Raw genomic sequence first — 14,709 nt, 5'->3', positions numbered from 1 at the left:
GCAAGCCGGCGGTCGATAAGGGCGTCTGACGGGCGATCAGTCCTGATCAGGCGCCCTTCTTCGGCGTCCGGAAGAAGGTCAGTAGACGTCGCGGACATAGCGCTTGTCCGCGGCCAGGCGCCTGACGTACGCGGCGGCTTCGTCGGTGTCCATGCCGCCGTGGGTGGTGGCGATGTCCTGGAGAGCCTGGTCGACGTCCTTGGCCATACGTCCCGCGTCGCCGCAGACGTAGAAGTGGGCGCCGTCCTGGAGCCACTGCCACAGGCGGGGACCGTGTTCGCGCATCCGGTCCTGGACGTAGATCTTGTTGCGCTGGTCGCGGGAGAAGGCGAGGTCGAGACGGTCGAGGTGGCCGGATGCCCGGTATGCCTCCAGGTCCTGGCGGTAGTAGAAGTCGGTGGCCTGCCGCTGCTCGCCGAAGAACAGCCAGTTGGCGCCGGTGTGGCCACGGGCCTGGCGGTCTTCGAGGAAGCCGATGAAGGGGGCCACGCCGGTCCCGGGCCCGACCATGATCATGGGCGTGGTGGGGTCGGCGGGCGGACGGAAGTGCGGTGAGCGCTGGACGAAGACCTGTACCGGTCCGTCGTCGGCGCAGTCGGCGAGGTAGGTGGAGCACACGCCCTTGCGGTCCCGGCCGAGGTCGTTGCTGTAGCGGACCACGGAGACGGTGAGGCGGACCTCGCCGGGGTGGGCGAGCGGACTGGAGGAGATCGAGTACAGACGGGGCTGGAGACGCCTGAAGACTCCGACCCACTCCGCGGCCGAAGCGCGGACGGGGAACGCGGCGACCACGTCTGCTGCCTGGCGGCCCCAACTCCACTTCGCCAGCGCGTCCTTGTTGTCCGGTCGCAGCAGTCGCTTCAGTTCGTGACTTCCGGTGCGGTCCGCGGTGAACCTGAGCAGGTCGGTGGTGACGCGGGCGATGTCCAGGCGGGTGCGCAGGGCTTCTTCGAGCGGGACGGGTGCGCCGTCATCAAGGGCGACTGGCTCGTCGGGGTCGAGTCCGGTGAGGGCGAGCCATTCGGCGACGAGGGGGGCGCCGTTGGTCGGCCAGACGCCGAGGGCGTCCCCGGCGTCGTAGGAGAGTTCGCCGTCGCGGGTGTCGAAGGCGAACTGCCGTACCTCCTTCTGCGAACCGGGCAGGCTCAGCAGCCTGTTGCCGATGAGCAGGGTGGCGAACGGCGATGCCTTGGTGTGGCCGGCCGGTGCGGGGGCCGGTGGCGGCGTGGCGGTGGTCGGCTCGGTGGCGACGGTGGAGTCGGGCGCGGTCGTCTCGCCCGCACCGGCGGCAACAGGCTGCCGGTCGTCTGCTGTGGCCAGGGCGGTGACGATCCGGCTGAGCCAGTGCTCGGCGGTTTCCCCGAAGTCGGGTTCGCAGTCGGTGCGGGGGACGAGCCGGGTGGCGCCGAGTGCGGCCAAGCGTTCGTCGAGTCGGCGGCCGTGGCCGCAGAAGTCGTCGTAGCTGGAGTCGCCGAAGGCGAGGACCGCGTACCGGACTCCCTCCAACCGTGCGGTGCCCGGGTCGGACAGCGTCCGCCAGAAGTCGGTGCCGTTGTCGGGGGCGTCGCCGTCGCCGAAGGTGCTGGTGATGACCAGTACATCGGTGTCGCCGCTGAGGTGTGCCGGGGACGCGTCGGCCATGGGCAGCAGTTCGGGGGTGCGGCCGGCCCGGGTGAGGTGGGCGGCGGCGGCTTCGGCGAACTCCTCGGCGTTGCCGGTCTGCGAGGCCCACAGGATGACCAGGCGGCGGGTGGGTACGGCCGTGTCGGCTGCCTCGGTGTGTGCGGGCGAGGGAGCGGGCGCCTCGGCGGATGGCGAGCCGCTGCGGGAGAACATGCCGGCCAGGACGCCGTCGACCCACAGGGCGTGGCCCGGGTCGATGGGGGCGCCGGACGGCAGGACGGGGACACGTCCTTCGGGCGGGGCCGCGGCGAGACCGGAGAGATAGCCGGAGAGGTAGGTGCGCTCCGGCTCGGCCAGCGTTGGCGGGGCGAGGTCGGCGATGCCGAACAGCGACGCGAGCGCATGGACGCGGGAGTCCGCCGGGGTGGCTGCCGCGGCGGCCGGTACGGGCACGGGAGCGGGCGTGGTCTCCGGCTGCTGGGTACTCGGGCGGGTGGCCGGGACGGGGGCGGCCGTCCTGGCGAGGCTGACGGCGCAGTTCTTGAACTCGGGCTGGAAGGAGATCGGGTCGACGGCGTCGGAGGTGACGGCGTTGATGCTGAGGTATTCACCGAACAGGTCGTTCCAGTGGAAGGGCGCGAAGCAGTTGCCCGGCCGGACCCGCTCGGTGACCACGGCGGGCAGCACGGCACGACCGCGACGGGAGGCGACCTCCAGATGGTCCCCCTCGGCCACACCCAGCGCCTCGGCGTCCTCGGGGTGGATTTCCACGAACGGGCCGGGGTTGAGCTTGTTGAGCCTGGCGACCTTGCCGGTCTTGGTCATCGTGTGCCACTGGTGCTGGAGACGGCCCGTGTTGAGCACGAACGGGTAGTCGTCGTCGGGCAGTTCGGTCGCCGGCAGGTGCGGGCGCCCGAAGAACCGGGCGCGTCCGCTTGGGGTGGGGAAGGCCAGACGGGGGCGGTTGCCGTCCTCGCGTTCCAGCAGGGCCTGGCTGATGCCGTCGTTGAGGTAGCGGATCGGGTTGCGGTCCGTGCCGTCGGCGGCCGGGGCCGGCCACTGGACGGGTGCGGTGCGCAGCCGGTCGTACGTCACGCCGCGCAGGTCCCAGCCGGTCTTGGGGTTCCACGCCTGCTTGAGCTCCTCGAACACCTCCTCGGACGAGGCGTAGGTGAACCCTTCGGCGAAGCCCATCTCGCAGGCCACCCGGGCGATCAACTGCCAGTCGGGCAGCGCCTGTCCGGGCGGGTCGACGACCCCTTGGACGAGGGTGAGGTTCCGCTCCGAGTTGACCATGGTGCCGTCGGACTCCGCCCACAGCGTCGCGGGCAGGACGACATCGGCGTACGCGTTGGTCTCGGTCTCGGCGAACACGTCCTGGGTGATGACGAGTTCGGCGGCCTCCAGCCCGGCGATGACGTTCTTGCGGTTGGCGACGGAGGCGACAGGATTGGTGCAGATGACCCAGCACGCCTTGATGTCTCCGGCGGCCATCTGCTCGAACATCTCGACCGTTCCACGCCCGACCTCGGTGCGCAGGGAGCCCTCGGGGACGTTCCACAGGTTCTCGATGAACGTGCGCTCGGCCTCGACGAGGACGGACCGCTGGCCGGGCAGGCCGGGGCCCATGTAGCCCATCTCCCGCCCGCCCATGGCGTTCGGCTGACCGGTCAGCGAGAAGGGGCCGGAGCCCGGGCGGCAGATGGCGCCGGTGGCGAGGTGCAGATTGACCAGGGCGTTGGTGTTCCAGGTGCCGTGGGTGGACTGGTTCAGGCCCATGGTCCAGCAGCTCATCCACTCACCGGCCTCGCCGATCCACTGCGCGGCCCGCCGGATGTCGGCCTCGGGTATGCCGGTGATCTCCGCGACCTTCTCGGGCGGGTAGTCCGCGAGGAAGGCGGGCATCTCCTCCCAGCCCTCGGTGAACGCGGCGATGAACTCCTCGTCGGTGTGGCCGTTCGCGACCAGTAGATGCAGCAGGCCGTTGAGCAGGGCGAGGTCGGTGCCGGGCTTGATCTGGAGGAAGAGGTCGGCCTTGTCGGCGGTGGCGTTGCGGCGCGGGTCGACGACGATCAGCTTCGCGCCGGACGACTTGATCCGGTCCAGCATGCGCAGGAACAGGATCGGGTGGCAGTCGGCCATGTTGGCGCCGATGACGAAGAAGGCGTCCGCGTGGTCGAAGTCCTGGTACGAGCCGGGTGGGCCGTCCGCGCCCAGCGACAGCTTGTAGCCGGTGCCGGCACTGGCCATGCACAGCCGGGAGTTCGACTCGATCTGATTCGTCCGTACGAAGCCCTTGGCCAGCTTGTTCGCCAGGTACTGCGCCTCCAGCGACATCTGCCCGGACACGTAGAAGGACAGTGCGTCCGGCCCGTGCTCGTCCAGGATCGCCCGCAGTCGGCCGGCGACCGAAGTGATCGCGTCGTCCACGTCCGTCTCTGACGGTTCGGTGCCTCGCTCGGCGCGCACGAGTGCCTTCGCCGGCCGCCCGGGCGCGGCCATCATGTCCGCGCTGGTCGCCCCCTTGGTGCACAGACGGCCGAAGTTGGTGGGATGCGCCTTGTCCCCGGCGACCTTCGCCGCCCGGCGTCGGCCGTCGGCGGGGTCCCGCGCGATGTCGAGGACGATCCCGCAGCCGACCCCGCAGTACGAACAGACCGTACGGACACTGTCCTTCTCCGAGCCAGCCGCCACCGAACCTCCACTTTCAGGCCTGCCCACCTCCTGGGCCGGCCCGCGTGGTCGCTTGCGTCCGGCCCCTGACCAGCACCGTAGAAAGATCGGGTTTCTGCCCCGTCACGCGCTGGGAGCGCCCGGGATTACACCTCACGCACACGCTTCGGCGTGGGCATGTGAGGAGCGCCGGACGGGTCCGACGGTTTCCTCAGCCCATGCCGGTGGCTGCGTCGCCGGTGTCAGCGGCGCAGTCCCAGGGCGTCGCGCCCCGCGTACTTGGCCTGGCTGCCCAAGTCCTCCTCGATACGGACGAGTTGGTTGTACTTGGCCGTGCGGTCGGCGCGCGACAGCGAGCCGGTCTTGATCTGGCCGCAGCCGGTGGCGACGGCGAGGTCGGCGATGGTGGTGTCCTCGGTCTCGCCGGAGCGGTGGGACATGACGACGGTGTATCCGGCGCGGTGGGCGGTGGCGACGGTGGCCAGGGTCTCGGTGAGGGTGCCGATCTGGTTGACCTTGACCAGGATGGAGTTGGCGATGCCGTCGCGGATTCCGGCGCGCAGGATGGTCTCGTTGGTGCAGAAGACATCGTCGCCGGTGAGCTGGCACCGGTCGCCGAGCCGGGCGGTCAGGTCGCGCCAGCCGTCGTGGTCGTCCTCGGCCATCGGGTCCTCGATGGAGGCGACGGGGTAGCGGTCGACGAGCGTGGCGAGGTAGTCGGCGTGTTCGGCGGGGGTGCGGCGGACGCCTTCGCCGGAGTAGTCGTAGACGCCGTCGTGGAAGAACTCGGAGGTGGCCGGGTCCATGACGAGGGTGATGTCGCTGCCGGGCTTGTAGCCGGTCTGCTCGATGGCGCGCACGACGAAGTCCAGGGCCTCCTCGGCGGTGCGCAGGTCGGGTGCGAAGCCGCCCTCGTCGCCGACGTTCACGCTGTGGCCGGCGGCGACCAGGCTCCCGCGCAGGGTGTGGAAGACCTCGGAACCCATGCGGACGGCCTCGGCGAAGGTGGCCGCGCCGATGGGGGCGATCATGAACTCCTGGAAGTCGAGCGGATTGTCGGCGTGGGCACCGCCGTTGACGATGTTCATCATCGGCACCGGCAGCAGCCGGGCGTCGACTCCGCCGATGTAGCGGTACAGGGGCAGGCGGTGGGCGGCCGCGGCCGCCTTGGCGGTGGCCAGGGAGACGCCGAGCAGGGCGTTGGCGCCGAGGCGTGACTTGGTGTCGGTGCCGTCCAGTTCGATCATGGTGTGGTCCACGGTCGCCTGGTCCTCGGCGTCGAGTCCGGTCACCGCGTCGGCGATGCTCTCGTTCACGGCGTCGACCGCGCGTCGAACTCCCTTGCCGTGGAACCTGGTCGGGTCGCCGTCGCGCAGTTCCACCGCCTCCCGTGCGCCGGTGGAGGCCCCCGACGGCACGGCCGCGCGGCCGAGCGAGCCGTCCCGGAGTTCCACGTCCACCTCGACGGTCGGATTGCCCCGGCTGTCGATGATCTCCCGTGCGACGACCCTGCTGATGGTGGTCACGGTGCAACTCCCCACGCTGGGCCCGCGTCCCGGACGTCGGCGGGCGGTAAGTTCCAGTCGGAAACAAAGTGAGTCCCGAAAAGGAACCTACTATGTGGGCATGAGGATGCACAACGCCGACGAGAACTGCGGCATCGCCCAGGCCGCCATGGTCCTGGGGGACTGGTGGAACGTTCTGGTGCTGCGGGAGGTCGCCCGCGGCCATGTCCGCTTCGACACCCTGGCCGCCGAGATCGGCCTGTCGCGCAAGGTCCTCACCGAGCGCCTCGGTCGGCTGGTCGCGAGCGGGGTACTGCACCGCAGCCTCTATCAGCGGCGTCCGGTGCGCTACGAATATCTCCTCACGGACGCCGGGTTCGCGCTGCTGCCCCTGCTCGTCGCCATGCAGGACTGGGGCGACCGTTGGGTGTCGGGCGACGGAAGTCTCACCGCCACCGCCGAGGCCGACAGCGCCGAGCACGCCCGGGTGCACGCCCTGGCCGGCACCCGGCTGCGCGACGGCCTCGAACTGCCCGGCACGCAGGGCGTCGACCTGCCCGTGGTCTCACCGGACTCCGCCGCGACCGTGCTCTTCACCTACCCCGGCACGGGAGTCGAGTGGGGCGAGCCGCCGATCCCCGGCGCCGTCGGCTGCACCCTGGAGAACAAGCTGTTCCGGGACGCCTGGCCCGAGTTCCGGCGGGCGGGCGTGGACGTGCGTGGCATCAGCACCCAACTCCCGCACGAGCAAGCGGAGTTCGCCCGCGCCGAGGAGATCCCTCACCCTCTCCTGTCCGACGCCGCCCACCAACTGGCGGCCGCCCTGCGGCTGCCGATGTTCCGCGGCGCGGGCCGGTTGCGCCACAAGCGTTTGATCCTGGTCGTCGACGCGGAACGGACTGTACGGCACGCCATCTTCCCCGTCGTCGACATCCCCCACGCGGTCGCCGAGAGCCTGCGCCTGGGGGCGGACTGTGCCCGGACGGCGTGAGGCCTGAAACTCGTTGAAACGACGTACCAGTGCAAGGAGACCGTTTTCCGTGACTGACCCGACCACGTCCGCCCACGCCATCCACCGAATGACGGCCATCCCAGTCACCGACCCCGCAGAGCCTGTGAGCGTGCGGGCCTGGCTGCGCGGTCTGGAGGTGTTCGCGGGACCGCCGGCGGACTTCGATCCCGCCGACGCCCCTGCCGATCCCGTCGAGCTGTTCCTGAGTTGGCTGAGGGAGGCTGTCGCGGCGGGTGTGCCCGACGCGCACGCCATGACCCTGTCGACGGTCGACGAGGACGGCGACCCGGACGCCAGGGTGCTCATCCTCAAGAACGTGGACGGCGACGGCTGGCAGTTCGCCGTCCACGCCCACAGCCCCAAGGGCCGCCAACTGGCCGGCCGGCCCCGTGCGGCGCTCACCTTCTACTGGCCTCACCAGGGCCGCCAGGTACGGGTACGCGGCGCTGTTGAGCCCGCGTCCCCGGAGGAGAGCGCCGCCGACCTGCTCGCGCGTGCGCCCTCAGCCCGTGCCGAAGTGCTGCTGGGCCGCCAGAGCGAGCACCTGAACAGCGTCGAAGGTCGCGACCTGGCGTTCCGGGAGGCGTTGGCCCGCATCGAGGCGGACCCCTCTCTCGTGAGTCCGGAGTGGAGGCTGTACACCCTCGTTCCCGCCAGGATCGAGTTCTGGCAGGCGGACAAGAGCCGCCTCCACAACCGGCTGAGCTACGAATGCCCCGACCGCCACAGCGTTTGGGAACGTCACCTGCTGTGGCCGTAGAACAGGAGAGGTGGCCGATGATCAAAACGCTGGTGCGCAGCCGGGTCAGGAAGCCGGAAGCGCCGGCCCCTCACCCTCCTGCTCCTGGTGGGAGTAGCGCTGTTCCTTCCAGGGGTCGGCGAGGTTGTGGTAACCGCGTTCCTCCCAGAAGCCGCGGCGGTCATCGGTGAGGTACTCGATGGCGCGCAGCCACTTGGCGCTCTTGTAGCCGTACAGGTGCGGCACGACCATGCGCAGCGGGAAGCCGTGTTCGGCGGTGAGGGGCTCGCCGTCGTGATGGGTGGCCAGGAGAGTTTCCGGGGTGGTGAAGTCGGCGAGGCGGAGGTTGGCGGTGTAGCCGTACTCCGCCCAGGCCATGACGTGGGTGACGTCCGGCGCGGGCGGGACCAGGTCCAGGACGGCCGTGGCGGGGATCCCGTACCACTCGTGGTCCGTCGAGGTCGGGCCGGTGGCGCAGTGCAGGTCGGCGACGACTGTCGTGCGGGGGAGCGCGGTGAGTTCGTCGAACGTCCACATGTGCTCGTCGCCGGTGGAGGTGGCGCCGAACACGCGCAGGTTCCAGCGCTCGGGGCGGAAGCGGGGGACGGGGCCGTAGTGCGAGACGGGCCACCCGTGCACATGGCGCTGGCCGGGAGGAATGGCACGCGGAGCGCCGGGCGTGTCGGTCGGCGCATCGGGGCGGTTGCTTGCCACGCGGGCTCCTTCCTCGACCGGTCCTCCCACCAGGCAGCGTAGGTGTTCGATCGTCGTGTGCTGACGTTGGGGGGCGTCCTGCGGTCGAGATGCGGCGCGTCCCGCCTGCTCACTCGTGGCGGTGAGCGTTCTCCTACTCTGGTGTGACGTGCCACCAGGACCGTTGTCGGCAAGGGGAGATGCACATGCTCAGCAAGCAGGAAGCCGCCGAAGCCGTACGTCAGGCCAAGGTGAAGACCGGTGTCACCTGGGCCCAACTGGCCGAAGCCGTCGGCAAACCGCCGGCCTGGACCACGGCGGCCCTGCTCGGCCAGCACCCCATGGGCAAGGACGAAGCCGCCACGGCCGCGGCGCTGCTCGAACTCGGCGAGGATGCCGCCCTCGCCTTCCAACTCCAGCCGACACGGGGAGCCCTGGACGCGGCCGTTCCCGTGGACCCCACGATCTACCGGCTCTACGAGGTAATCCAGGTCTACGGGCCGACCATCAAGGAGCTGATCCACGAGCAGTGCGGCGACGGCATCATGAGCGCCATCAACTTCCGCCTCGACGTCCGACGTGTTCCCGACCCCGCGGGCGACCGGGTCGTCATCACCCTCGACGGGAAGTACCTGCCCTACCAATGGGATTGAGGGAACGGGAGTGAGGGATTGGGAGTGAGGCCGCCGCGATCGGCCGGCAGCGGGTGGATCGGCTGAGTTCTCGTCCCGGCCGATGGAAGTGCTGGTCGCCCAGGGCCGTGCGGCTCCAGGGGCCGACTCACGCAGTCGCGAGCGAGACCTCGGTCGACTTCATCAGCGCGACCACGGCAGAGCCGGCCGCCAGGCCGAGATCGGTGACGGCGTCCTTGGTGATCGCGGCGGTCAGCTCGCCGCCGTCGACCGTGACCTTGACGGAGGCCATGGCACCGCCGGTGGCGACGTCGGTGACCGTGCCGGGCAACTGGTTGCGGATGGAGAGACCCTCCACCGGCCCGGTGGCCAGGGCGACCTCCGTCGACTTCACCAGCGCGCGCACGGCGGAGCCTTCGGCGAGGCCGAGGTCCTTGACGGACTCCAGAGTGATGGCCGCGGTGAGGTCCTGACCGCCGTCGAGGCGAACCCTCACCGTCGCCATCACTTCACCGGCCGCGATGGAGGTGACGGTGCCGGGGATCTGATTGCGGATGCTCAGGCTCATGACGGAACACCTCACCGAGAAGGAGTGGATCTGTCGCGCTTCGGTCGTGCCGTGGCCCACCGTAGTCGGGGGCGGGCGGGGTCGGCTGCGACACCATCGCAGCTGCGATGAGTGAGGCAGGTGCCACCTCGCAGATCGTGGGCGCGGCTGGTGGAGGTCGAGTTCAGTGCGTCGGCCTCCCGCCGTCGACCAGCCGCCTCACGGATGCCGCAAATGCAAGGTGAAACTCTCATTTGCTTTGCATGAGCCGGAATCGAGCCTGACATGCGTGGCATGTGCGTTTGTCTGGGAGGTGAGTCCGGGTACGGTCGTCCGGGAGGCGATCTGCGTGGACGACGGCTGTGTCTCATGGGGCGTCACACCGAGCGATATCGGTACGGCGACAGCGGAGGGCCACTCGTGAGCTGGACGGAAGCGACGGGCGTCCTGGTCGTCCAGCACACGCCGTACGAGGGCCCGTACGCCATCGGTACGGCGCTGGAGGCGGCCGGGCTGCCGGTGCGGGTGTGCCGTACCTGGGCGGGGGACCCGGTGCCTCAGTCGCCTGCCGGACTGACGGCGCTGGTGGTGATGGGCGGGCCGATGGCGGCCTACGAAGACTCCTCGGGCTTCGTGACCCGGGCGGCCGAGCTGTCACTGCTGCGGGCCGCGCTGGAGGCCGAGGTCCCCGTGCTCGGCGTATGTCTCGGCGCGCAGCTGCTGGCGGTGGCCGCGGGCGGCACGGCCCGTGCCGGGGACGCCGAGCAGATCGGCTGGGAGGACGTACGGACGACTTCGGCGGCCCTCGCCGATCCGCTGTTCGCCGGACTCCCCGAGCGCCTGCGCGTGCTGCACTGGCACGGCGACACCATGGACCTCCCGGCGGGTGCGACCCTGCTGGCCTCCTGTGAGCGCTACCCGGTCCAGGCGTTCCGGATCGGTGGGTCGGCCTGGGGGCTCCAGTTCCACCTGGAGGTGGACAAGGCGGCGGTCGACGCGTTCGCCGTGGCCTTCCCGGAGGAGGCGGCCACCGCGCCGGACCTCCAGGAATCGGCTCCTGCCGAACTGGCCGCTCTGGCCCCGCACCGCGACGGAGTCTTCGAACGCTTCGCCACCCTGGTGGCGTCGCGGGCCACGGCGACCACGACCCGTGCCTTCTTCACACCCCGGGCGGCCGCTTGGGAGGAGCGCTTCGCCGCCGACGGCCCCCGGTACGCGGCGGCCGTCTCCCGCATGGGGCTGCGCCCGGGACAGCGGGTCCTGGACGTCGGCTGCGGCAGCGGCCGTGCCCTGGCCGCACTGCGCGCCGAGGTCGGCATCGAAGGCGCCGTGCTCGGCGCCGACCTCACCCCGGCGATGCTCACCGCCGCCGCCCGAAAGGGACGCACCGGCCTTGTGCTCGCCGACGCCTGCCGACTCCCGCTCCCCACCGGGGCGTTGGACGGCATCTTCAGCGCGGGCCTGGTCGATCACGTCCCCGACCCCGCGACCGCTCTGCGCGAGTGGGCCCGGGTGACCGCCCCCGGCGGCGTCCTGCTGCTCTTTCATCCCTCCGGCCGCGCCGAACGCGCCGCCCGCCACGGCCGCCCCCTCGACCCCGCCGACCCGCTGGCCGAGGAGAACCTGCGCCCGGCCCTGCACGCGACGGGCTGGGACCTGGCCTGCTACGAGGACGCGGCCCACCACTTCCTGGCCCGGGCCGTGCGCCGCACCGGCTGGGCTTCTACGAGCGGCCGCTCACCTTCTGATCCCGCAGCCCCAGCCACACCCGGTCGCGGGTGAGCGGCAGTTCGGTGAAGCGGACGCCGGTCGCGTCACGCAGGGCGTTGGCGAAGGCGGGCGCGACCGGGTTGAAAGGGCTTTCGCTCATCGACTTGGCGCCCAACGGTCCGATGGTGTCGGCCGTCTCCATGAAATGGACCTCGGTACGAGGGATGTCGGCGTACTGGGGCAGCCGATAGCGGCGGAAGGCGGCCGTCTCGACCTCACCGCGCTCGTCGATGCGGACGTTCTCGAAGAGGGTGGCGCCCAGTGCCTGGGCGACGCCCCCTTCGACCTGGCCGCGGCACTGCATCGGGTTCATGACCTTGCCGGCGTCGGCCGCGTGGACGCTGCGCAGGATGCGGATCTCGCCGGTGCCGGGGTCGACGGCGATGCGGAACCACTGGGCGTTGAAGGCGACCGAGCGCGGGGTGCCGCCGAAGTGGCCGTCAGCGGCGAAGGTGACGCCGACCGCCTCGGCGGCGGCGTACAACTCCTTGAGGGGGAGGCGTCCGCCGGGGTGGAGCACCGCTTCCTCGGCGAGTCGGCAGTCGGTGCGCGGGACGCGCAGATGCGTGGCGGCGAAGTCGAGGAGCAGGTCGGCCAGGGCACGGGAGGCGCGCAGGGTGGCCTTGCCCGCGACCACCACACCGGTCGAGGCGAAGGCGCCCGTGTCGTGGCGTACGACATCCGTGTCGGACTGGCGGACGGTGATCCGGTCGACGGTGGTGGCGAGTTCGCCGGCCGCGATCTGCCGGTGCACGGTGGTGGTGCCATTGCCGAATTCGGCGGTGCCGACGGCCAGATCGAAGGTGCCGTCGGCGAGCAGGGCGGCCTTCGCGTCGGCGATGTGGCCGCCCGGTGGACCCGTCGCGATCATCGCCAGGGCCGCGCCCTCACCGACCAGCCAGCCCGCGGGGACGGGTTCGGTCGCGGGCTCCGCCTGGGCGCGGCGCACGATCGCCAGACACTGGTCGAGGCCGTAGCTGGCGATGTGCAGATCCTCCTCGTGGCCACCGGGAGTGAGCATCGCCTCGCCGGGGCCGATGATGTTCCTCGCCTTGAACTCCAGTGGATCCAGACGGAGTCGGCGCGCGAGTTCGTCGAGCGCGGACTCCACGGCGAACATCACCTGCCCGAGCCCGTAGCCCCGGAAGGCACCGGCCGGGACGGTGTGCGTGTAGACGGAGTAGGCGTCGACCTTCTTGTGCGGGGCGCGGTAGACGGCCGTGGACTCGCCGACGCTGTGGAACATCACGGCCGGGCCGTGGTTGCCGTATGCGCCCGTGTTGGAGAGCACCCGGAGTCGGAGCGCGGTGAGGGTGCCGTCACGGCGGGCCCCGACCTTCACGCCGATCGTGAAGGGATGCCGGGTGGTCGCCCCGAAGAACTGCTCGGCCCGCGTGTACTCCAGCTTCACCGGCCGCCGCAGCCGCAGCACGGCGAGGACCACGATGTCCTCGACGAGCATCTCCTGCTTGCCCCCGAAGCCCCCGCCGACCCGGCCGGCCACCACCCGGACCCTGTCGTGCGGCAGGTCGTAGAGGGCGCACAGGGCGCGGCGGGTCAGGAACGGGGTCTGGGTGCTGGAGCGGACGGTGAGCCGTTCGTCCTCGTCGAACCAGGCCACCGCACCGTGCGTCTCCAGGCTCGCGTGCTGCACCCGCTGAGTGCGGAAGGTCTCCTCGTACACGGCGTCGGCCGTGGCGAATCCCGCCTCGACGTCGCCGATCTCGCCGTGCGTCTCGCCGACGACGTTGTCGCGCGGGCGGGAAATCCGGGCCGTCGCCGCGTCCTTGTCGTGCACGACCGGCGCGCCCGGCCGCATCGCCTCCTCCGGATCGAGGACGGCGGGCAGGACGTCGTACGTCACCTCGACGCGCCGGCAGCCCTCCTCGGCGGCGGCCTCGCTGTCCGCGACGACTGCCGCGACCCGCTGTCCGACGAAGCGGACGGTGTCGTCGAGGACGCGGGTGTCGTCCGGGTCCTCCGTCGGGTGTTCGTGGCGGGCGCTGGAGAAGTGCCGTTCCGGGGCGTCGTGGTGGGTGAGCACGGCGTGGACTCCGGGCACGCGCAGGGCCGCCGTGGTGTCGATCGCGGTGATGCGGGCGTGGGCGTGGGGGGAGCGCAGCAACTTCATGTGCAGCAGGCCGGGTACGTCGATGTCGAAGGTGTAGCGGGCGGTGCCGGTGACGACCTGCGGTCCCGCCGGGGCGGGCAGGTTACGGCCGACGGACTCACCGGCGCCGGGTTCCTCGATGTGACGGACGCCGCGCACGGCGTCCTCGATGGCCCGGTACCCGGTGCAGCGGCACAGGTTGCCCTTGAACGCCCTTGGCAGATCGGTGAGTTGGTCCTCCCCTAGCTTTGCCGTCGTCATCAGGAAGCCGGCCGTGCAGAACCCGCACTGGAAGCCCTGCGCGTCGAGGAACTTCTGCTGTACGGGGTGGAGTTCACCGTCCGGTGAGGCCAGGCCCTCGACGGTGGTGACCGCACGGCCGTCGGTGCGGAAGGCCGGGTACAGGCAGCTGTGCACCGGCTCGCCGTCCACGTGCACCGTGCAGGCGCCACAGTCACCGGCGTCACAGCCCTTCTTCACACCGAACCAGCCGCGCTCGCGCAAGTACGTGCGCAGGCACTTGCCCCGGACGGGGCTCCTCCCCGAACGACCTCCCGTTGACCTCGACCCTCATCCTGCTGCCCCTCCGAGCTCCCGCCGGATCTGCTCCGCGAACCGGTACGTCATGTGCCGCCGCCACTGAGGGAGTCCGTGGATGTCGTCGAACCACTCGTCGTCGGCGACGGCGGCCCCGATCGCCGTACGCAGTCCGTCCGCGCTCGGCGGCAGCGGGAACCACAGCCGCACCGGCCGGACCGTCGAGGCGGTGACCGTGACCGCAAGGGAGCCGTCCAGTGGGTCGAGCGCGCCGATGACCAGCACTCCGGACCGGCCGAGGCCGTACAGCGACGCCTGCCGGAACGCCGTACGGCAGGCCAGTGCCCGGCCGGGCAGCGTGACCGACCGCAGCAGTTCCCCGTCGGCCAGGACCTTGCGGCCGGCACCGGTGACGAAGTCCGCGACGCGCACCCGGCGCCGTACGCCGTCCTGGGCCAGCAACAGGCACTCGCCGTCGAGCGCGGAGGCCAGGGAGATCATCGGGCCGGCCGGGAGGGCGTTGCAGAGGTTCCCGCCGACGGTGGCCATGTTCCAGATCTTGAAAGAGGCCAGGAAGGCACGGCAGCACTGCTCGAACAGCGGCGCCGCCGTGGCGTCGAGCCCCTTCGCGAACCGGGACAACTGAGCGATCGTGCAGGTGGCGGCGATCTCCAGCGTGCCGTCCGGGCGGAGCTCGATGGGCGTCCAGCCGGTCCGGCTCAGGTCCACCAGGCGCCGCAGGTGGGGCTGGGGCTCGGAGAAGAGGTACGTGCCGCCGCCGAGCCAGGCGTCCCCCGGCCGCCAGGGCGCGGGATGCCGGGCGTCCCGTGTCTCCACCACCGTGTTCAGGTCCATGACCGCCAGTGAA

9 protein-coding genes and 1 pseudogene are annotated in these 14,709 nt (G+C 71.0%); 4 read left to right on the top strand and 6 right to left on the bottom strand.

Going from position 1 to position 14,709, the window contains the following annotated elements; translation table 11 throughout:
* Positions 1-78: 78 nt before the first annotated feature.
* Both ACIHFB_RS05215 and eno read right to left on the bottom strand, forming a co-directional pair.
* Positions 79-4,317, bottom strand: a complete 4,239-nt coding sequence (locus ACIHFB_RS05215) for a molybdopterin-dependent oxidoreductase (RefSeq protein WP_400125322.1) — start codon at positions 4,315-4,317, stop codon at positions 79-81.
* A gap of 221 nt (positions 4,318-4,538) precedes the next feature.
* The gene (gene eno, locus ACIHFB_RS05210; RefSeq protein ID WP_365270290.1) at positions 4,539-5,822 is read right to left on the bottom strand and encodes a phosphopyruvate hydratase; all 1,284 of its coding nucleotides are present in this window, start codon (positions 5,820-5,822) and stop codon (positions 4,539-4,541) included.
* A 100-nt stretch (positions 5,823-5,922) separates the two neighbouring features.
* On the opposite strand from eno, the gene ACIHFB_RS05205 reads away from it, so the two are divergent.
* Together ACIHFB_RS05205 and ACIHFB_RS05200 are read left to right on the top strand one after the other, a co-directional pair.
* Positions 5,923-6,792, top strand: a complete 870-nt coding sequence (locus ACIHFB_RS05205; RefSeq protein ID WP_365270287.1) for a winged helix-turn-helix transcriptional regulator — start codon at positions 5,923-5,925, stop codon at positions 6,790-6,792.
* An 88-nt stretch (positions 6,793-6,880) separates the two neighbouring features.
* Complete coding sequence (locus tag ACIHFB_RS05200) at positions 6,881-7,573, top strand: pyridoxal 5'-phosphate synthase (RefSeq protein WP_365271067.1); 693 nt, start codon at positions 6,881-6,883, stop codon at positions 7,571-7,573.
* Between the two features lie 45 nt (positions 7,574-7,618).
* On the opposite strand, the gene ACIHFB_RS05195 is transcribed toward ACIHFB_RS05200, so the two are convergent.
* Entirely contained in the window at positions 7,619-8,266 is a 648-nt protein-coding gene (locus ACIHFB_RS05195; RefSeq protein ID WP_365270284.1) for a sulfite oxidase-like oxidoreductase, read from the bottom strand.
* 185 nt (positions 8,267-8,451) lie between these two features.
* Between ACIHFB_RS05195 and cynS the strand changes: the two genes are divergently transcribed.
* Positions 8,452-8,898, top strand: coding sequence for a cyanase (gene cynS / locus ACIHFB_RS05190; RefSeq protein WP_365270281.1), 447 nt, complete (start codon positions 8,452-8,454; stop codon positions 8,896-8,898).
* 127 nt (positions 8,899-9,025) lie between these two features.
* On the opposite strand, the gene ACIHFB_RS05185 is transcribed toward cynS, so the two are convergent.
* The gene (locus tag ACIHFB_RS05185) at positions 9,026-9,445 is read right to left on the bottom strand and encodes a TOBE domain-containing protein (RefSeq protein WP_365270279.1); all 420 of its coding nucleotides are present in this window, start codon (positions 9,443-9,445) and stop codon (positions 9,026-9,028) included.
* A 399-nt stretch (positions 9,446-9,844) separates the two neighbouring features.
* On the opposite strand from ACIHFB_RS05185, the gene ACIHFB_RS05180 reads away from it, so the two are divergent.
* Positions 9,845-11,206: a methyltransferase domain-containing protein gene (locus tag ACIHFB_RS05180; RefSeq protein ID WP_365270276.1), complete on the top strand. Its 1,362-nt coding sequence runs from the start codon at positions 9,845-9,847 to the stop codon at positions 11,204-11,206.
* Here the strand turns inward: ACIHFB_RS05180 and ACIHFB_RS05175 are convergent.
* Positions 11,148-13,878: pseudogene (locus ACIHFB_RS05175) on the bottom strand (molybdopterin-dependent oxidoreductase). The gene ACIHFB_RS05180 and the pseudogene ACIHFB_RS05175 overlap by 59 nt on opposite strands.
* Positions 13,875-14,696, bottom strand: a complete 822-nt coding sequence (locus tag ACIHFB_RS05170; RefSeq protein ID WP_365270273.1) for an FAD binding domain-containing protein — start codon at positions 14,694-14,696, stop codon at positions 13,875-13,877. The pseudogene ACIHFB_RS05175 and the gene ACIHFB_RS05170 overlap by 4 nt, the downstream one beginning before the upstream one ends.
* Positions 14,697-14,709: the final 13 nt, after the last annotated feature.

The sequence above is a fragment of the Streptomyces sp. NPDC051963 genome (assembly GCF_044593495.1).
In the GTDB taxonomy this organism is placed as follows: domain Bacteria; phylum Actinomycetota; class Actinomycetes; order Streptomycetales; family Streptomycetaceae; genus Streptomyces.
This window is presented reverse-complemented; position numbering and strand designations above follow the sequence as displayed.